The sequence below is a fragment of the Nocardia abscessus genome (genome assembly GCF_015477775.1).
GTDB classification, from domain to species: Bacteria; Actinomycetota; Actinomycetes; order Mycobacteriales; family Mycobacteriaceae; genus Nocardia; species Nocardia abscessus_A.
Window position 1 is genome coordinate 235,389 of sequence record NZ_JADLQO010000006.1, and the last position, 18,559, is coordinate 253,947.

At 69.6% G+C, this 18,559-nt stretch carries 16 protein-coding genes; 11 read left to right on the forward strand and 5 right to left on the reverse strand.

All coding sequences use genetic code 11. The features are described from left to right. The first annotated feature begins 10 nt into the window (after window positions 1-10). The 3 genes from IU450_RS18270 to IU450_RS18280 all read left to right on the forward strand — a co-directional run bounded on the left by IU450_RS18270 (window position 11) and on the right by IU450_RS18280 (window position 3,439). A complete protein-coding gene (locus IU450_RS18270) occupies window positions 11-382 on the forward strand; it encodes a MerR family transcriptional regulator (RefSeq protein ID WP_195150948.1) in 372 nt (123 codons plus the stop codon). Between the two features lie 29 nt (window positions 383-411). Then, entirely contained in the window at window positions 412-2,583 is a 2,172-nt protein-coding gene (locus tag IU450_RS18275; RefSeq protein ID WP_228834737.1) for a S9 family peptidase, read from the forward strand. 154 nt (window positions 2,584-2,737) lie between these two features. Beyond that, the gene (locus IU450_RS18280) at window positions 2,738-3,439 is read left to right on the forward strand and encodes a DUF2334 domain-containing protein (RefSeq protein WP_195150949.1); all 702 of its coding nucleotides are present in this window, start codon (window positions 2,738-2,740) and stop codon (window positions 3,437-3,439) included. Between the two features lie 115 nt (window positions 3,440-3,554). Here the strand turns inward: IU450_RS18280 and IU450_RS18285 are convergent, their stop codons facing one another. Continuing rightward, a complete protein-coding gene (locus IU450_RS18285) occupies window positions 3,555-4,952 on the reverse strand; it encodes a glutamate decarboxylase (protein WP_195150950.1) in 1,398 nt (465 codons plus the stop codon). 210 nt (window positions 4,953-5,162) lie between these two features. On the opposite strand from IU450_RS18285, the gene IU450_RS18290 reads away from it, so the two are divergent. Next, on the forward strand, window positions 5,163-6,518 hold the full coding sequence (locus IU450_RS18290; RefSeq protein WP_195150951.1) for a dipeptidase: 1,356 nt from the start codon (window positions 5,163-5,165) through the stop codon (window positions 6,516-6,518). A 17-nt stretch (window positions 6,519-6,535) separates the two neighbouring features. On the opposite strand, the gene IU450_RS18295 is transcribed toward IU450_RS18290, so the two are convergent. Continuing rightward, window positions 6,536-7,180 (reverse strand): MBL fold metallo-hydrolase, encoded by a 645-nt coding sequence (locus IU450_RS18295; RefSeq protein WP_195150952.1) that lies wholly within the window; start codon window positions 7,178-7,180, stop codon window positions 6,536-6,538. 131 nt (window positions 7,181-7,311) lie between these two features. Here IU450_RS18295 and purS point away from each other — a divergent pair, with 131 nt between their 5' ends. Both purS and purQ read left to right on the forward strand, forming a co-directional pair. Further along, window positions 7,312-7,548 (forward strand): phosphoribosylformylglycinamidine synthase subunit PurS, encoded by a 237-nt coding sequence (purS, locus tag IU450_RS18300; protein ID WP_043686485.1) that lies wholly within the window; start codon window positions 7,312-7,314, stop codon window positions 7,546-7,548. Further along, on the forward strand, window positions 7,545-8,222 hold the full coding sequence (gene purQ / locus IU450_RS18305) for a phosphoribosylformylglycinamidine synthase subunit PurQ (RefSeq protein ID WP_043686488.1): 678 nt from the start codon (window positions 7,545-7,547) through the stop codon (window positions 8,220-8,222). The genes purS and purQ overlap by 4 nt, the downstream gene beginning before the upstream one ends. A gap of 54 nt (window positions 8,223-8,276) precedes the next feature. On the opposite strand, the gene IU450_RS18310 is transcribed toward purQ, so the two are convergent. After that, window positions 8,277-9,353: a substrate-binding domain-containing protein gene (locus IU450_RS18310; RefSeq protein ID WP_195150953.1), complete on the reverse strand. Its 1,077-nt coding sequence runs from the start codon at window positions 9,351-9,353 to the stop codon at window positions 8,277-8,279. Window positions 9,354-9,402: 49 nt separating this feature from the next. On the opposite strand from IU450_RS18310, the gene IU450_RS18315 reads away from it, so the two are divergent. Beyond that, window positions 9,403-9,834 (forward strand): MarR family winged helix-turn-helix transcriptional regulator, encoded by a 432-nt coding sequence (locus IU450_RS18315; protein ID WP_195150954.1) that lies wholly within the window; start codon window positions 9,403-9,405, stop codon window positions 9,832-9,834. Window positions 9,835-10,093: 259 nt separating this feature from the next. Continuing rightward, window positions 10,094-11,392, forward strand: coding sequence for a M18 family aminopeptidase (locus tag IU450_RS18320; protein ID WP_195150955.1), 1,299 nt, complete (start codon window positions 10,094-10,096; stop codon window positions 11,390-11,392). Here the strand turns inward: IU450_RS18320 and IU450_RS18325 are convergent. Beyond that, the gene (locus IU450_RS18325; RefSeq protein WP_324197722.1) at window positions 11,341-12,654 is read right to left on the reverse strand and encodes a glycosyltransferase 87 family protein; all 1,314 of its coding nucleotides are present in this window, start codon (window positions 12,652-12,654) and stop codon (window positions 11,341-11,343) included. The genes IU450_RS18320 and IU450_RS18325 overlap by 52 nt on opposite strands. Window positions 12,655-12,781: 127 nt before the next feature. Here IU450_RS18325 and purL point away from each other — a divergent pair, with 127 nt between their 5' ends. Then, a complete protein-coding gene (purL, locus tag IU450_RS18330; protein WP_195150956.1) occupies window positions 12,782-15,070 on the forward strand; it encodes a phosphoribosylformylglycinamidine synthase subunit PurL in 2,289 nt (762 codons plus the stop codon). A 62-nt stretch (window positions 15,071-15,132) separates the two neighbouring features. On the opposite strand, the gene IU450_RS18335 is transcribed toward purL, so the two are convergent. After that, window positions 15,133-15,423 carry a YiaA/YiaB family inner membrane protein gene (locus IU450_RS18335; protein ID WP_195150957.1) on the reverse strand — a complete coding sequence of 97 codons (291 nt, stop codon included), beginning with the start codon at window positions 15,421-15,423 and terminating at the stop codon, window positions 15,133-15,135. Between the two features lie 191 nt (window positions 15,424-15,614). Here IU450_RS18335 and IU450_RS18340 point away from each other — a divergent pair, with 191 nt between their 5' ends. Then, a complete protein-coding gene (locus IU450_RS18340) occupies window positions 15,615-17,348 on the forward strand; it encodes an alpha/beta hydrolase (protein ID WP_195150958.1) in 1,734 nt (577 codons plus the stop codon). Then, entirely contained in the window at window positions 17,345-18,025 is a 681-nt protein-coding gene (locus tag IU450_RS18345; protein ID WP_195150959.1) for a CPBP family intramembrane glutamic endopeptidase, read from the forward strand. The genes IU450_RS18340 and IU450_RS18345 overlap by 4 nt, the downstream gene beginning before the upstream one ends. The last annotated feature ends 534 nt before the right edge of the window (window positions 18,026-18,559 follow it).

Here is an 18,559-nt window from a genome sequence, read left to right on the forward strand (position 1 = left end):
AGGAGCGAATGTGCGGATCGGTGAACTGGCCGAGCGAACCGGCGTGAGCGTCCGGTCGCTGCGGTACTACGAGGCAAAGGGGCTGCTGGCCGCGCAGCGGACATCCGGCGGCCAGCGGGAGTACCCGGAGGCGGCGATCGACCGGGTCAGGCGCATCCAGGAGATGTTCGCCGCGGGCCTGCACAGCGACACGATCGGCGAACTGCTGCCGTGCATCCACGACGTCGATGGCACCCCCAACGCCCGCGCGACGCCGTTCCTGGTGGAAAAGCTCACCGAGGAGCGTGCCAGGATCGATCAGGCGATGCGCGATCTGCGCCGGACCGGTGACGTGCTCGACGGCATCATCCGAGCGGCGGGCGGCTCCGCCACCGAACAGTAGGTCCGCCACCGAACAGTAGGGTGGACGCCATGGCTCTCGACAGCTCAACGATCTCCGAACCCGGTAGCGGCGCGGTGGCGCCGCCGGTCGCCAAGACGGTGCCCAGCGAGCGGGTGCACCACGGCGACGTCTTCGTCGACGAGTACGAGTGGCTGCGGGAGAAGGAGAATCCCGACGTCATCGCCTACCTGGAGGCGGAGAACGCCTACACCGAGGCGCAGACCGAGCACCTCGGCACGTTGCGCGAGACGATCTTCGACGAGATCAAGGCGCGCACCCAGGAGACCGACCTCTCGGTGCCCACCCGGCTCGGCGACTACTGGTACTACTCGCGCAGCTTCGAGGGCAAGCAGTACGGCGTGCACTGCCGGTGCCCGATCGCCGCGGGCGCCGAGGGCATCGACGCCTGGACCCCGCCGCAGCTCGACGCCGAGACCGAGGTCCCGGGCGAGGAAGTGCTGCTGGACAGCAACGAGCTGGCCGAGGGCCACGACTTCTTCGCGCTCGGCGCGTTCTCGATCAGCCATGACGGCAACCTGCTCGCCTACTCGGTGGACAACGTCGGCGACGAGCGGTACGTACTGCGCTTCAAGGACTTGCGCACCGGGGATCTGCTCGGCGACGAGATCGCGGGCACCGCTCCTGGCGCGACCTGGTCGCTGGACGGCAGCCACGTCTTCTATCAGACCGTCGACGAGTCTTGGCGGCCCGACACGGTGTGGCGGCACCGGCTCGGCAGCACCGATCCCGACGTCAAGGTGTTCCACGAGCCGGACGAGCGCTATTGGGTGAGCATCGGTGCGACCCGCTCGGAGAAATACCTGATGATCTGGGTCGGTTCCAAGATCACCAGCGAGGGCTGGGTGCTGGAATCCGACGATCCCGAGGGCGAGTTCCGCGTCCTGCTGCCCCGCCGCGAGGGCGTCGAGTACTCCGCCGAGCACGCGGTGATCGGCGGCGCGGACCGGTTCCTGATCCTGCACAACGATGTGGTGGACGGCGTCAAGGCGGAGAACTTCGTGCTCGCCGAGGCGCCGGTCGACGATCCGTCGAACCTGACGCAGCTGATCGGGCACCGCGACGACGTGCGCCTCGAGGACATCGACGCGTTCCGCGACCACCTGGTGCTCAGCTACCGGCGCGAGGCGCTCACCCGGATCGCGGTGTGGCCGCTGACCGAGTCGGGCTACGGAGAGCGGCGCGAACTCGACATCGATCTGGAACTCTTCTCGGTCGGCGTCGGCTCCAATCCGGAGTGGGCCCAGCCGACCTTGCGCATCGGGCTGACCTCGTTCATCACGCCGATGCAGGTGTTCGACTACGTCCCGGCCACCGGTGAGCTGCTGTTGCGCAAGGAACAGCCCGTGCTCGGCGGTTACGACGCGAACGACTACGAACAGCAGCGGGACTGGGCGGTCGCCGAGGACGGCACCCGGATTCCGATCTCGCTGGTGCGGAAGAAGACGACGGCCGCCGACGAGCCGAAGCCGTTGCTGCTCTACGGCTACGGGTCCTACGAGGCGAGCATCGACCCGTCCTTCTCGGTCGCCCGCCTGTCGCTGCTGGATCGCGGCATGGTCTTCGCGGTCGCGCACGTGCGCGGCGGCGGCGAGATGGGCAGGCTCTGGTACGAGCACGGCAAGACGCTCACCAAGAAGAACACCTTCACCGACTTCGTGGCCGCCGCACGGCATCTGATCGCCACCGGGGCCACCGCCGCGGACCGGATGATCGCCGACGGCGGCAGTGCGGGCGGCTTGCTGGTCGGCGCGGTGGCGAACCTGGCCCCCGAGCTGTTCGCGGGCATCCTGGCCAACGTGCCGTTCGTCGATCCGCTCACCTCGATCCTGGACCCGTCGCTCCCGCTGACCGTCATCGAGTGGGACGAGTGGGGCAACCCGCTGGCGGACAAGGACGTCTACGAGTACATGAAGTCCTACTCGCCGTACGAGAACGTCGCGGCCAAGGACTACCCGGCGATCCTGGCCATCACCAGCCTCAACGACACTCGCGTGCTCTACGTCGAGCCCGCGAAGTGGATCGCCAAGCTGCGCGCCACCGCGACCGGCGACGCGCCGCTGCTGCTGAAGACCGAGATGAGCGCGGGTCACGGCGGGGTCAGCGGACGCTACGAGAAGTGGCGGGAAGTGGCCTTCGAGCACGCCTGGGTGCTCGACACGCTCGGTCTCGCCGACGCGTAGCGCATCGGGATCGCCGCCGGTCGAACCGGTGGCGGGCGGGTAGCGGCGGCGCGCCGCGGGCGGGGCGAAGGCTCGACACAGGCGTGACGGAGTGTTCGCCACCTGGTCACGCGGCCTGCATGTCGAGGACATGTGCGGCTGGCACCGTAGGTTCATGAACGCTGAGCTGATCGTATCGATTTCCGGGATCAAGGACACCACCCGGGACACGGCGATGGAGTTCGCCGAACAGATGGATCGGCGTGGCGTGCCGCTCTCGCTGCTGGTCGCGCCGCGGCTGAAGGGCAAGTACCGGCTGCTCGACGACCCGGCGACGCAGGCCTGGCTGCGCGGGCGGCGGGCTCGCGGCGACGCGATCGTGCTGCACGGCTACGACCAGGCGGCCACCAAGCGGCGGCGCGCCGAGTTCGCCGCGCTGCCCAGGCACGAGGCGAAGCTGCGGTTGACCGCGGCGGACCGGGTGCTGGAACAGGTCGACCTGCGCACCCGGCTGTTCGCCGCCCCGCGCTGGGACGCCTCGGCGGGCGCTCTCGCCGCGCTGCCCGAGGCCGGTTTCCGGCTGGCGCTCGGTCTCACCTCGATCATCGACCTGGAGCGCAATGTGGCGCAGAAGACCAGGGTGTACGGCATCGGCGAAGGATTCCGCGCGGAGCCGTGGTGGTGCCGGGCCCTGGTCATGGGCGCCGCGCGCACCGCCCGCCGCGGCGGGGTGCTGCGGCTGGCCGTATCCGCCGCCCAGCTGGCGCGTTCCGGCCCGAGGCAGGCCATGCTCGACGCCGTCGACCTCGCGCAGTACCACGGGGCGGCAGGCACGACCTACCGGTGGGAGCCCTTCCCCGTCGTTCGAGCCGCATGACTGACGCCGCGGCGCACGGTGTGGTCGGCACCGTCGCCCGCGGCCGGTCGGGACCGCTTTCGCGCGACCGATCGGCGCCGCCGCCCGCGAATGGCGTAGCCGGGCGGCGGCGCTGTCACGACCGGGACGCGGCGATCGTCGTCTGCGCTACGGCAGGTGAGGCGGTGTGTGTGAAGCCGCCCGCCTCCTCGCGCGTGAGCGAGGTGGCGAACGGTCGTTGCCGCAGCTGTCGCATGCAGCGGGCGAGATCGGCGAGCAGCAGGTCGGCCATGTCGATGGTGAAGCCGTGGCGCAGTACCGCGCGCATGACCGTCTCGTCGCCTCGGTCGGCGGGCAGCGGATACGCCGCGATCAGCCACCCCCGGGAGCGCAGCCGGTCGGACAGGTCGTAGAGGTTGAAGCCGGGATCCCCGGTCAGCCGCCAGCACACCGCCGTGATGCCCCGCTGTGGATCACCGTCGTGGATCAGTTCGAAGACTTCGAGCCCGCGCAATCCCGCGGCCAGGTGCTGCGCCACCCGATAGATCGCGGACTGCACCCTCGCGTAGCCGGCGCGCCCCAACCGGATGAATTCGTAGTACTGGGTGATCGCCTGTCCGCCGGGCCGGGAGAAGTTCAGGTTGAAGGTGGCCATGCTGCCGCCGAGGTAGTCGACGTCGAAGATCAACTCCTGGGGCAGGTCGGCGGCGTCGCGCCAGATCGCCCAACCCGCGCCGAGCGGCGCCAGCCCGGTCTTGTGACCCGAGGCGTTGATCGACTTCACCCGGGGCAGGCGGAAGTCCCAGACCAGATCCGGTGCGGCGAAGGGGGCGAGGAAACCGCCGCTGGCCGCGTCGACGTGGATCGGTATGTCCCAGCCTTTCTCGCGCTGCAACGCGTCCAGCGCCGCGCTGACGCCGGCGACGTCTTCGAACAGTCCGGTGTAGGTCTGGCCGAACGTGGGGACGACCATCATGGTGTTCGCATCGCAATGCTCCGCGAGATCGTCGGGGTGCATGGTGAGCCGGTCGCCGCGCAGCGGGATCTGCCGGATCTCCACATCGAAGTAGCGCGCGAATTTCTCCCAGCACACCTGTACGGGACCGCAGACGAAATTGGGCGTCCCGGCGCCGCCGCGCTTGCGCCAGCGGAACTTTGCCGCGAGGCCGCCGAGCATGGCCGCCTCGCTGGACCCGATGGTCGAGGTGCCGTGTGTGGTGGCCGGGTCCGGCGCGTGCCACAGGTCGGCGATCATCCGGACGGCGCGGCGCTCGAATTCGGCCGTCTGCGGGTACTCGTCCTTGTCGACGATGTTCTTGTCCAGGCATTCGGACATCAGCCTGCGGGCCTGGTCGTCCACCCACGTGGTGCAGAAGGTGGCCAGGTTCATTCTGGACACGCCGTCGAGCATCAACTCGTCGTGCACGATCTCGTAAGCGACCTGGGGAAACATCTCGTGCGCCGGAAATCCGGCCCGCGGCGCGGACCGGCTGAGTCCCGGCAGGGCGAACAGGTCATCGGCTCCTTCGGACATGAGAACGGCCTCCGGTTCGGCTGGTGTGCGGCTGCGCCTGCGGAGAATGCCAGTAGTTTGCCAGCACTCTCGATTTCCAGCTTGGCACACCCTTACGGCCGCCGGACGCACTTCGCGCATACCTCGGATTACACGCTGCGGGCAGTGCGGGCGCGAAGACCCGACCGGCGGTGCGAACTTCGCTCGTGGCGCGGGCGATAGGGTGAGGGAATGGCGGAGGATGTGCGGGTGGCGGAATTGCGCGGTGCTGTGGCGGGGTTGATGGACGAGGCGAAAAGAGACCTGGCGCAACTTGTTTCGTTTCGTTCGGTGGCCGATCCGCGGCAGTATTCGATCGAGGAGTGCGATATGGCCGCGCAGTGGGTGGCCGACGCGTTCGTCGCCGCCGGACTGACTGCGGTCGGTTTGCACGAAACGCCGGACGGCACCAAAGCCGTCGTCGCGTCACGGCCGGCGCCCGATGGCGCGCCTACGGTGTTGCTCTACTGTCACTACGACGTCCAGCCGCCGATGGACGAGGCGGCTTGGCGCACCCCGCCGTGGCAGCTGACGGAGCGGGACGGGCGCTGGTACGGACGCGGCAGCGCGGACTGCAAGGGCAACATCGTCATGCACCTGACGGCGCTGCGGGCGCTGGGTCCGGACCTGCCGCTGGGCGTCACCGTCGTCGCGGAGGGCTCCGAGGAGCAGAGCACCGGGGGGCTGGAGCGCTTCGTCGAAGCCAATCCGGATCTGCTGCGCGCGGACGCGATCGTGATCGGCGACTGCGGCAACTTCGCCGCGGGCGTGCCGACCCTGACGCAAACGTTGCGCGGCGGGGTGAACGTGCTGGTCACCGTCGAAACCCTCGCGGGTCCACTGCATTCCGGGATGTTCGGCGGCCCGGCCCCCGACGCCCTCGCCGCGCTGATCCGGCTGCTGGCCTCGCTGCGCGACGAGCGCGGCAACACCACGATCGACGGGCTGCCCAACGATCAGGTGTGGACCGGTGTGCAGTATCCGAGCGAGCAGTTCCACGCCGACGCGCGCGTCCTGCGCGGCGTCGACCTCATCGGTGACGGCACCGTCGCCGACATGCTCTGGGCGCGACCGGCGCTGACGGTGCTCGGCATCGACGCGCCCCCCGTGGTCGGATCCGCCGCCGCGATCCCGCCGATCGCGCGGGCTCGCCTCAACCTGCGCATCCCGCCGGGCACCGACCCGGAGCAGGCGCATCGGGCGCTGGTCGCGCACCTGGAGGCGCACACGCCGTGGCATGCCGCGCTGACCGTCGAACTGGAAGGCACCGGCGCACCCTTCCGGTCCCCGACCGGCGGACCGGCGCGCGCCGCGATGGAGGCGGCCCTGGCCGCGTCCTACGGCCGCCCGGCGACCACCCAGGGGCAGGGGGGATCGATCCCGCTGTGCAACGTCTTCGCGACCACCTACCCGGACGCGGAGATCATGTTGCTCGGGGTCGAGGAACCGAAATCCCTCATCCACGCGCCCAACGAGAGCGTCGATCCGAAAGAGATCGAGCACATGGCACTGGCCGAGGCGCTTTTCCTCGCGACCTATACCGGGTAGTCCACAGTCGGGCAGCCCTACAGTTCGGTGGCGTCCTCCGGCTGGAGCACCCGGAATTCGGTTCCGGCGGGGGCCATCTCGCTGAGGCGTCCGAAATAGATGCCCTGCGCTTCGCGCTGGATGATGCCGAAATGGATCGGCAGCGCGACCCGCGGGGCGACCGCGCGCAGGTAATCGACCGCCTCACTGATCCGCATCCAAGGAGCCGCGGCCGGAGTGGCCAGCACGCCGACCGGGACCGGCGGCACCCACAGCGAGTCACCGGGGTGCACCAGCTGAGCCGGGTCGGCCGGGGTGCCCAGCTGGAAGACGGTGTTGTCGATCACGGGAATCTCCGGGTGGATGACGGCGTGCCTGCCCCCGCCGCCGATGATCTGGAGACCGCCGAGGGTGAGTACGTTGCCCGCGCGCACCGCCTCCCACGGCTCGCCGCGCTGCTGGGCGGTCTGTGGATCCGACAGCAACCGTGCGCCGGGATTCGCGTCGATGAGCGCCTCGATCCGGTTCGGGTCGATGTGGTCGGGATGCTGATGGGTGACCGCGATCGCGTCCAGGCCGGTGAGGCCCTCGAAGCCGTGCGAGAAGGTGCCCGGGTCGAACAGGATCTTCTTGCCGTGCAACTCGACGAGGAGGCAGGAGTGACCGAAGTGGGCTATGCGCATGCCGCCATGCTAGCCACGCGCGGTGTGTTCTCCGCGACAACGCGGATGTCTTGGCCGACCCCGCGGATGCCGCGTCCGACCAGCACAACTACGCTGCTGAGGTAACCCCACAACCACATGAGGAGCAACGCGTGGCACGAGTCGTGGTCGAGGTGATGCCGAAGGCCGAGATCCTGGATCCGCAGGGGCAGGCCATCGTCGGCGCGCTTCCGCGCCTGGGATTCGAGGGCGTCTCGGACGTGCGGCAGGGCAAGCGATTCGAACTCGACGTCGACGACAGCGTCGACGACGCCGCGCTCGAGCGGATCGCCGAATCGCTGCTGTGCAACACGGTGATCGAGGAGTGGAAGGTGGTTCGCGTCTCATGACCGCGCGGATCGGGGTCATCACGTTTCCCGGCACGCTCGACGACGTGGACGCGGCCAGGGCGGTGCGCCTGGCAGGCGCGGAGGCGGTCACCCTGTGGCACGCCGACGCCGACCTGAAGAGCGTCGACGCGGTGATCGTGCCCGGCGGCTTCTCCTACGGCGACTACCTGCGTGCCGGGGCCATCGCCCGGTTCGCCCCGGTGATGGGCGAGGTCGTGCGCGCGGCGGGCGCCGGACTGCCGGTGCTGGGCATCTGCAACGGCTTTCAAGTGCTGTGCGAAGCCGGGCTGCTGCCCGGCGCGCTGACCCGCAACGAGGGACTGCACTTCATCTGCCGGGACGAGTGGCTCACCGTGGATTCGGTGTCGACGGCGTGGACCTCCCGCTTCGAGCCGGGCGCTCAGATCCTCATCCCGCTCAAGTCCGGTGAGGGGCGCTACCAGGCGTCGGAAGCCGTGCTGGACGAACTGGAGGGCGAGGGCCGGGTGGTCTTCCGCTACGCGAGTGGCAACCCGAACGGCTCGCAGCGGCGTATCGCGGGCATCGCCTCGGCCAACGGTCGCGTCGTCGGCTTGATGCCGCACCCCGAACACGCCACCGAGCCGCTGACCGGCCCCAGTGACGACGGGCTCGGCCTGTTCCTCTCGGTGCTGGACACGCTGGTAGGCGTCTGATCTTCCAGCCGGCCGCGAACTCGAACGCGAGTCGGTCACGTAGGCGGCGTCGGTTCAGCTGATGCGGTCGACGATGTCGAAGTCCACGCCGTGCGCGCGGGCGAGGTAGCCGTGCTGGATCGCCTGGTTGCCTCGGAAACCCCGGATGCCGGAAGGTGTTTCGAGGGCCGAGCCGTGATCGAGGGCGTCGAGGATCTCGGGCACGCCCAGTGAGCCGACCGTCCGTGCGAGCGCGCCCAGCGTGTGGACGGCTTCGTAGGTGGCATTGCTGAAGCTGGTCAAGGCGGGGGCGAACGCGCCGTGCCGCGCGCGGTAGCGGGTCAGGCGGTCGCGTCCGTCGGCGGTGCGGCCGTCGAGGAAGAAGCTGGACGCCACGAAGAAGTCGTGGTTGGCGTCCGGGCCCGCCGCCAGCAGCACGTTCTCGTCGGCGGCCGGACTGACCCGCAGCTGGCTAGCCGCGCGGCCGCTGGCCGCGTACTGCCGGTTGAAGCGCGCGACGTCGGCGCCGACCATCAGGATCACCACTCCGTCGACCAGGTCGAGTGCCGGATGGGTGAGGAAGCCGGAGAAATCCGCGCATCCCAGCGGGACGAACTGTTCCAGCACGATCGCGGCCGGATCGGACAGGCTCGCGCGAATCGCCTTGGCGGATTGGCGCGGCCAGATGTAGTCGTTGCCGATGACGGCCCAGCGCCGCACGCCGTACTCGCGTTCGAGCCAGTGCACGGCGGGCACGGTCTGCCCTGCCGGATGCTCGCCGATCATCAGCACGCCGGGCAGTTCGTCGGTCAAGCCCTCGTGGCTGGTGGCGTACAGGTACGGCACCCGGCCGGCGCAGGCGCGCGCCACGGCCCGGCGGACCGCGGAGGTGTGCCACCCGGTGATGGCGTGCACCATGCCGGTGGACAGCAGCGCGGAGACTTCGGCGGCGACTTCCTGCGGCGGACGTCCGCCGTCGATATTCGTGGTACGAATTTCCCGCCCCAGAATTCCGGTACCGCTGTTGATTTCATCGACCGCGAGCGTTATCGCCGCATCGCAGGACGGCGCGACGATGCCGCCCGGACCCTGCCGCGGAACTATGTTGAGGACCTCGATCGTGTCGTCGGGGCTCTCGATCGACGTCGACATTCGGTACTCTTCTTCTCGGTCGAGTGGAATTGACGGCAGGCGGGAAATAATGACGTCCATTGTAAGCGGAAATTCGACGCTGCATGGCGCGCTGCGTGCCGCGGAGCGCGGTTGGGTGCGGCACTTGGACGCGGCGCTGTGCGCCAGGCAACTCTCGCCGGACCAGTGGTCGATGCTGTCGAACCTGTGTGGCGACGCGGGAATCACGATGACCGATCTGGCGGCCAGGTCGCAGCTGGCGCCGTCCTCGGCCACCAGGCACGCCGACTATCTGGCCGAGCGCGGCCTGATCTTCCGGCTCGCGGCGCAGGACGATCGGCGCCGCATCCTGATCGGGCTCAGCAGGCTCGGGGCGGACCTGGTCGCCGAGGTGCGCGCGGAGGAGGCCCGCGCCGAGCAGGAGTTGCGCGGACGCATGGGAGCGCGCCGATATACCGAACTCATGCGATTGCTCGACCTGGTTTCCATCGCCTCGGAGTAATACTCCGAAGTACCGGGTAAATACTCCGAAGTACCGGACATTCATCCGATGAATGTCGCGAACGTCCGATTCGTGATCGGTCGGCAAACCATTCTCGGCGTTATGTCCCGACGGGAATCGGCGGGCGCCACGCACGGATCTCGGCGGGTGGATTCTCGGCGATTACGGTATCGGCCACACCGTCCCGGCCGATATTCGCCACGCGTGGCTACCCGACCGCGACAGGGCGGTCGCGGCCGGCTTGCCTAGGATCGCAGTCATGCCCGTCTCCACCACCGCAGCCACCGCCGCCGGGCTGTGCGCGTTCATCGATGCGTCTCCGTCACCGTTTCACGTCTGCCGCACGGTCGCCGCGGAACTGGACGCGCGCGGATTCACCCGGCTCGCCGAGCCGGAGCCCTGGCCCGCGGGCGGCGCGGGCAGGCACTACGTGATCCGCGGGGGATCGCTGGTCGCCTGGGCCACCGGGGAGACCGCGAGCGCGACTCCGTTCCGCGTCGTCGGAGCGCACACCGACAGCCCCAACTTGCGGGTGAAGCAGCACCCGGACCTGACATCGGCGGGGTGGCAGTTGGTCGGCTTGGAGCCATACGGCGGCGCGTGGCTGAACTCCTGGCTGGACCGAGAACTCGGCATCTCCGGGCGCCTGAGCGTGCGCGACGGAAACGCGGTGCGCGAGCACGTGGTTCGCATAGATGAGCCGATCCTGCGGGTGCCGCAGCTGGCCATCCACCTGTCCGAGGACCGCAGGGGCGTCACCCTGGATCCGCAGCGGCACGTCAACGCGGTCTGGGGTGTGGGGTACGAGGCGGGCGCGTTCGTCGATTTCGTGGCCGATCGGGCCGAGGTCGATCCCGGCGACGTGCTCGGCTGGGAGCTGATGACCCACGACCTGACGCCGAGCAGGCTGATCGGGCGCGACCAGGATCTGGTCAGCGCGCCGCGCCTGGACAACCAAGGAACCTGCTACGCGGGCCTGCAGGCGTTCCTCGCCGCGCTCGACGAGCCCGGCGCGGCCACCCCGGTGCTGGCCATGTTCGACCACGAGGAGGTCGGCAGTCAGTCCGATCGTGGCGCGCAGTCGGATCTGCTGCCCGCGGTGCTGGAACGCATCGTGCTCGCGCGCGGCGGCGGCCGAGCCGATTACCTTGCCGCACTGGCCGGTTCGGTGTGCGCGTCCGGTGACATGGCGCACGCCACGCACCCGAACTATCCGGAGCGGCACGAGCCCGCGCACCGGATCGAGGTGAACGGCGGACCGGTGCTGAAGGTCAACCAGAATCTGCGCTACGCGACCGACGCCACCGGCGCGGGGGCATTCGCGCTGGCCTGCGCGCAGGCCGGAGTCGCGTTGCAGCGCTACGTGCATCGCGCCGACCTGCCCTGCGGCTCCACGATCGGGCCGATGACCGCGGCGCGCACCGGCATGCCGACCGTCGACGTGGGCGCGCCGCAGCTGGCGATGCATTCGGCGCGCGAGTTGATGGGCGCGCTCGACGTTCCGGCCTACGCGGCGGCGCTGGCGGCCTTCCTCACACCCGAGCCCACCGGGCGGTAGGTGACCACCGCCACGACGAACACGGCGAGAGTGACCAGCACGTAACTGCTTCCGATGATCTGCTGCCACCAGGCCCAGTCCAGCTCGCGGTCGCGTGAGTGCGGCAGCAGCCAGTGCGGGCCGATCAGGAACAGCACGCAGCCCGCCGCGACCGCGCCGATCACGCGCGGGCTGCGCGCGCCGCGCACCATCAGGTCGGCGGTCACCACCAGCACGGGCGCGATCCACACCCAGTGATGCGACCAGGACACCGGCGAGACCAGCAGCACCGCCGCGGCGTTCACCAGCAGCGCCGCCACGGTCGCTCCCGCGTCGATCAGCCTGCGCATCCACACCGCGGCCAGCGCCACGGCCAGCACCGACAGCGTGATCCACAGCAGCGTCGCCACCGTGTCGTCGACGCCCAAGCGGAATGTCATGCCCTTGATGGACTGGTTGCCCGCGAAGTACGGCGGTCCGATGCGGCCGGTGTCGGCAAGCGTGTGGAACCAATAGTCCACGGAATCAGCGGGGAACAGCAGGAATCCGAGCCCCACCGCCGCGATCGCGGAGACCACCAGCGTGCCCGCGGCCTTCCAGTCCTTGCGCAGCACGAAGTACAGCAGGTATCCGGCCGGAATCAGCTTCACCGAGACGGCGATGCCGATCAGCATGCCGCGCGGCCAGAACGGCTTGCGCACCAGGCAGTCCAGGGTGATCGCGGCCATCAGCACCAGATTGATCTGGCCGAAGCCGAAGGTCTGGCGGATCGGTTCGAAGAACTGCGCCACCGCGACAGCGCCGATGACCAGGGGGAGCACGGCAGTGCGGGACAGTTCGGGACGCAGGCGCGCCAGCACCAGCCACAGCGAGATGCCCAGGCTCGCCACGGAGGTGACGACCACCAGCACCTCGGCGAGCGGCAGCGGCAGCAACGCCAGCGGCGCGAAGAACAACGCGGCCAACGGCGGATAGGTGAACGGCAGCCCGATTCCCTCGACCGGTGGCATCGGACCGTACAGATCGCCGCCGTTCAACCACACTCGGGCGCCGTTGCGATAGACCTGCAGATCGATGTAGCCGTGCCACCAGTGCGCCAGCAGCGAAACGAGTGCCGACACCGCGAACAACGCGATCGCAGCAATCAGCCAGCGCACTTGCGGCGCCCGCGGGTTCGGCGCCGCGGGACCGGGCGCGGTTCCCGGCTCCCCCATCCGGGCCGACGCGGTATCCGTGGTGATCGATCTCCCACCCGGATTCGCGGCTCCCGATCCTTCGTTCACCGGCTCAGAGTAGCCGGTGCGTGGGGCCCGTACCCACTGCCTCTAGACTTGCACCAGGCTTCTCGCCGCCACCCAGTGACAACGCTCGTCGCTTCACAATGCCCGGCCGAAAGGACCCTGGTACTCCGTGACTCCGCAGGTCGACACCGTCAGCGCAGCCGCAGCAAACCCCGACGTTCCGCAACCCTATAAAGAACTCGGCCTCAAAGACGACGAGTACGCCCGCATCAAGGAGATCCTCGGGCGCAGGCCGACCGATGCCGAGCTGGCGATGTACTCGGTGATGTGGAGCGAGCACTGCTCCTACAAGTCCTCGAAGGTGCACCTGCGCTACTTCGGCCAGACCACCACCGACGAGATGCGCGAGTCCATGCTGGCGGGCATCGGCGAGAACGCGGGCGTCGTGGACGTCGGCGACGGCTGGGCGGTCACCTTCAAGGTCGAAAGCCACAACCACCCCTCCTACGTCGAGCCGTACCAGGGCGCGGCCACCGGTGTCGGCGGCATCGTGCGCGACATCATGGCGATGGGCGCGCGCCCGATCGCGGTGATGGACCAGTTGCGCTTCGGCGCGGCCGACGCGGCCGACACCCGTCGCGTGGTGGACGGCGTGGTGCGCGGCGTCGGCGGGTACGGCAACTCGCTCGGCCTGCCGAACGTCGGCGGCGAGACCGTGTTCGACGCCTCCTACCAGGGCAACCCGCTGGTGAACGCGCTGTGCGCCGGCGTGATGCGGGTGGAGGACCTGCATCTGGCCTTCGCCTCCGGCACCGGCAACAAGATCGTGCTGTTCGGCGCGCGCACCGGTCTCGACGGCATCGGCGGCGTCTCGGTGCTCGCCTCGGACACCTTCTCCGGTGACGAGTCCGGCGCGGGCCGCAAGAAGCTGCCCTCGGTGCAGGTCGGCGACCCGTTCACCGAGAAGGTGCTCATCGAGTGCTGTCTCGAGCTGTACGCGGCGAAGCTGGTGGTGGGCATCCAGGACCTCGGCGGCGCCGGATTGTCCTGCGCCACTTCCGAACTCGCGGCGGCCGGCGACGGCGGCATGCACATCGAGCTGGACAAGGTGCCGCTGCGCGCGGCCAACATGACCCCCGCGGAGGTGCTCTCCAGCGAGTCGCAGGAGCGCATGTGCGCGGTGGTCACCCCCGAGAACGTGGACGCCTTCATGGCCGTGTGCCGCAGGTGGGACGTGCTGGCCACGGTGATCGGCGAGGTCACCGACGGTGACCGGCTGGTGGTCACCTGGCACGGCGACACCGTGGTGGACGTGCCGCCGCGCACCGTCGCGCACGAGGGCCCGGTCTACGAGCGCCCGGTCGCGCGCCCCGACGAGCAGGACGCGCTGATCGCGGACACCCCGGACCGGCTGACCCGGCCGAAGACCGCGGACGAGCTGCGCGCCACGCTGCTGCAGATGATCTCCAGCCCGCAACTGTGCAGCCGCAAGTGGATCACCGAGCAGTACGACCGCTACGTGCGCGGCAACACCGTGCTCGCCGACCAGGCCGACGCCGGCGTCATCCGGATCGATGAGGCGACCGGCCGCGGCATCGCGCTGGCCACCGACGCGTCCGGCCGCTACACCAAGCTGGACCCCTACGCCGGTGCGCAACTGGCGCTGGCCGAGGCCTTCCGCAATGTGGCCACCACCGGCGCGACGCCGAAGGCGGTCACCAACTGCCTGAACTTCGGTTCGCCGGAGGATCCCGGTGTGATGTGGCAGTTCCAGCAGGCGGTGCGTGGACTGGCGGACGGCTGCGTGGCGCTGGGTATCCCGGTCACCGGCGGCAACGTCAGCTTCTACAACCAGACCGGCCAGACCGCGATCCTGCCCACCCCGGTGGTCGGCGTGCTCGGCGTGATCGACGACGTGCACCGCCGCATCCCGACCGGAATCGGCCTGGAACCGGGCGAGACACTGATCCTGCTCGGCGAGACCCGCGACGAGTTCGGCGGTTCGATCTGGTCCCAGGTGGCGCACGACCATCTCGGCGGCGTCCCGCCGAAGGTCGACTTCGCCCGCGAGCAGTTGCTCGCCGAGGTGCTGACCGCCGGTTCGCGCGACGGCATGATCAGCGCCGCGCACGACCTCTCCGAAGGCGGTCTCGCGCAGGCCGTCGTCGAAGCGGTGCTCGCCGGTGAGACCGGTTGCCGCATCCTGCTTCCCGAGGACGCCGACCCGTTCGTCACGCTGTTCTCCGAGTCGGCGGGCCGGGTGCTGGTCGCCGTTCCGCGCTCGGAGGAGACCAGGTTCACCCGCATGTGCACCGCCCGCGAACTGCCGTGGGTGCGCATCGGCGTGGTCGACCAGGGCTCGGATTCGGTCGAGGTGCAGGGCCAGTTCTCGATCCCGATGGACGAGTTGCGCGCAGCGCACGAGGGCACGCTGCCGAGGCTGTTCGGCGCCGTCTGAGACGAACGCCCACCTGGGCGGGCCTGGACCCCTCGTTGCCGGGCCCGCCCAGGTGAGCGTGATCAGGCGACGGAATTGAACGGATCGTGCTCGGCGAGCAACTTGTCCATCCGCGCCTGGTCGATGCGACCGTGGATGGTCGCCGCCTCGTGCTGGTCGCGAACCACCTTCGCGAGCGTGAACGTGCTCGTGACCAGGAAGAGCACGGACATCCCGAGGAACCCGCGCTGCCAGATGTCCAGCGGAAGTGCGCAGATCCCGATGCCCACTCCGACGAAGCTGATGCCGAAGGCGATCGCGGCCTGCGCGACGTAAGCGCCGGTGGCCTTCGGGCGCGTGGTCGATGTGCTCATGGACAAGAAGTTTCCGGGCGGCGCGGCCCGAGCACCCCGGTACAACTACTCGAGCGGAATGGGTAGTTGCCATTCGCGACGGGCGTTCGATTACCGGACCGTCGGCGCCTGCGGTGTGATCCGCGTCGACCGCGCCCGCGTCACGCCGGGCGACGCGCCGGATCGTCGGAGGCGACCGCCATACTGATCGGATGCTGAAGTCCGCCGGAGCCATGCGGCGGCTGCGCACGCGCGCGGTCGCGGTGATCCGGCGCGCCGAGGACGTCATCGACCTCAACTACGTCGGCTTGGTGGTCGCGACAGTGTTCTTCGCCCTGTCGGTGACGCCGTCACTGCTGCCGCGCGACTGGCTGTTCCAGGGGTTGATCAGCGGGATCAACGCCGCGCTCGGGTACGGCGTCGGCTGCCTGCTGGAGTGGCTGTTCCGGCTCTGGGTGCGGCCGCGGCTGAAGATCGCTTCCCCGCCCACCTGGGTGCGTTACGTGGTCAAGTCCGCCGTGCTGTTCACGGCCGCGCTGAGCGCCGCGCTGATGCTGGTGCAGTCGGCGCGCTGGCAGCGGGAGATCACGGCGTTGATGGGCATGGAGGGCACCACCACGCCCGCCTATCTGCGCACCGGTCTGCTCAGCCTGGCGGTCGGCGCCGCGGCGGTCGCGGTGTACCGGACGGTGCGGGAGATCATCCTGTTCCTGGCCCGCCTGCTCAACCGATGGGTGCGCGTGCCGCGCGAGCTGGCGCCGGCCGCCGGGTTCCTGGTGCTGGTGGTGCTGGCGGTGACGATCTTCAACGGCGTCGCCACGCGGGCGTTCTTCGCCGTGGCCAATTCGGCCTTCAGCGTGCGCAACGACCACACCTCGGTGAACGCGGTCCAGCCGCAGCAACCGGAGCGCTCCGGCAGCCCCACGTCGATGGCGAAATGGGAGACCCTCGGGTTCGAGGGGCGCTGGTTCGTCTCGCACGGCCCCACGGCGAGCCGGATCACCGCGGTCACCGGCCGCCCGGCCAAGGAGCCCATCCGGGCCTACGTCGGCTTGGAATCGGTCGAGGGCGACGAGGAACCGGCCGAGCTGGCGGTGTCGGAGCTGGAGCGCACGGGAGCGTTCGACCGCAAGGCCATCGTCGTGGTCACCACCACCGGGACCGGATGGGTGAACTCGCTGGCCGCGAGCGCGATCGAGTACATGTACGACGGCGACACCGCGATCGTCGCCACGCAGTACTCCTATCTGCCGAGCGTGCTGTCGTTCCTGGCCGACCGCAACAAGGCCGCCGCGGCGGGCAGGGACCTGTTCGACGCGGTGCACGAGCATTGGACCGCGCGCCCGCCGCAGGCGCGACCCAAGCTGCTCGTGTACGGGGAGAGCCTCGGCTCGCAGGGGTCCGAGGCGGCGTTCGACGGTCTCGCCGACCTGCGGGCCAAGGTCGACGGCGCGCTGTGGGTCGGCCCGCCCAACTCCAACCGGCTGTGGCAGCAGTTCGTCGCGCGCCGCGATCCGGGTTCGCGTGAGGTCGAGCCGCTGTACGCGGACGGGCTGGTGGTCCGGTTCGCCTCCGACAGCGCCGACCTGGCGCGACCCTCGACGGAGTGGCGGCCGCCGCGCATCGCCTATCTGCAGCACGCGTCCGACCCGATCGTCTGGTGGTCGCCGGATCTGGTCTTCTCCCAACCGGATTGGCTGTCCGAGTCGCGCGGCTCGGACGTCTCCTCCCAGATGCGCTGGTGGCCGTTCGTCACTTTCTGGCAGGTGGCCGCCGACCTGACCAACGCGCAAGCCGTCACCGACGGGCACGGGCACCGCTACGGCAGCCTGGTGCTGGACGGCTGGGCGGCCATCGCGGCGCCACCGGACTGGACCGCGGAGCGCTCCGAACGGATCCGCCTGGAAGTGGAGACCGCGGAGGATTACGAGCGGACGACCAAGTGAGCCCAGGCGGCACCGCGAGAACGATTGCGGCCGTTGCGCTTCCGCTGATCTGGAGCAATGCGGCGTTGCCCCGGCTCGGTCTCGGCGTGCGCGGGCGGACCGCCGCCAACGCCGGTTTCGCCACCGCGTACGCGCTCGCGCTGCGCGACGAGCCGGTCCGATGCTCGGTGCGCGGCGTGCGCTGCGGGCTGCTCGCGGCCTCGGTCGTCGCGGCCGGATACGGAGTGGCCCTTGCCGTTCCGTCGCTGCGGTGGCAACTGGCCGAACTCGCCGACCGAGGGCCCGAGGTGTCGACGGCGGAATGGATCGCGGTGCACATCCCCGTCGGAACCGTCTACAGCGAGGAACTCGTCTTCCGTGGCACGCTGGATCCGCTGCTGGACAAGATTTTCGGCACGCGAGCGGGGGTATTGCTCGGCGCGGTGACCTTCGGCATCTGGCATATCGCACCCGCGCGGGCCGTTGGCGACAGTGTTTCCGCCACAGTTGCGGTGACCACGGCCGGCGGCCTGGTGTTCGGTGGGTTGCGCCGCCGCACCGGGGGCGTGGCCGCTTCCGCGCTCCTGCACCTGGCCATGAACGCCGGTGGAGCGATCGCGCCACGCCTCGCCCGCCGTTTCGAGGTTTCCGTGCGCGAATACCGGAGCGCGCGGTGCACTGGGGACAGCTGTGCATAGTTCCACAGCCCGGCTTTCCGGAGCACGTGCCACGGCCTGAGAGCGACAGTCGACCACCGGCGCTGATCGAACTCGGCCCCTACGCTGACGACTTACCTCGCCGCAGAATGGTCCGTGCCTGACCCGGTGCTTGCTGAACGATGGCGCAGACCGGCTGTGGACGGCACCACGGTGTTCGGAATGGGTGGGAAGAAACTCGAACTCCACTGCTGGCTCGAGCCGGACATCGGCAGTTTCACACCCCGAACACGTTGAGGCGCAACCCGGTACGTGATCCCGCGTGCGCACCACAGAGGTGTGACCAGATCCGGAGGGGCGAGACCTCCGAGTCACCGCCACCAGGTCGCTCGGTTGCACCACCCCGGCCGCTCTTTGCGCAGGTCAAGGGCTAGGCGATGCACGAGCGGCGGCTGAGTGTCGTTCCGGCGCAGCCGGTGACGACGCCGATGGTCACGCACGGATAGCCCGCTTGCCTCGCGTTCGTTCGGGCCTCGTCGAGGCGGACGCGCTCGCTCGGATCCAAGGCACACTCAG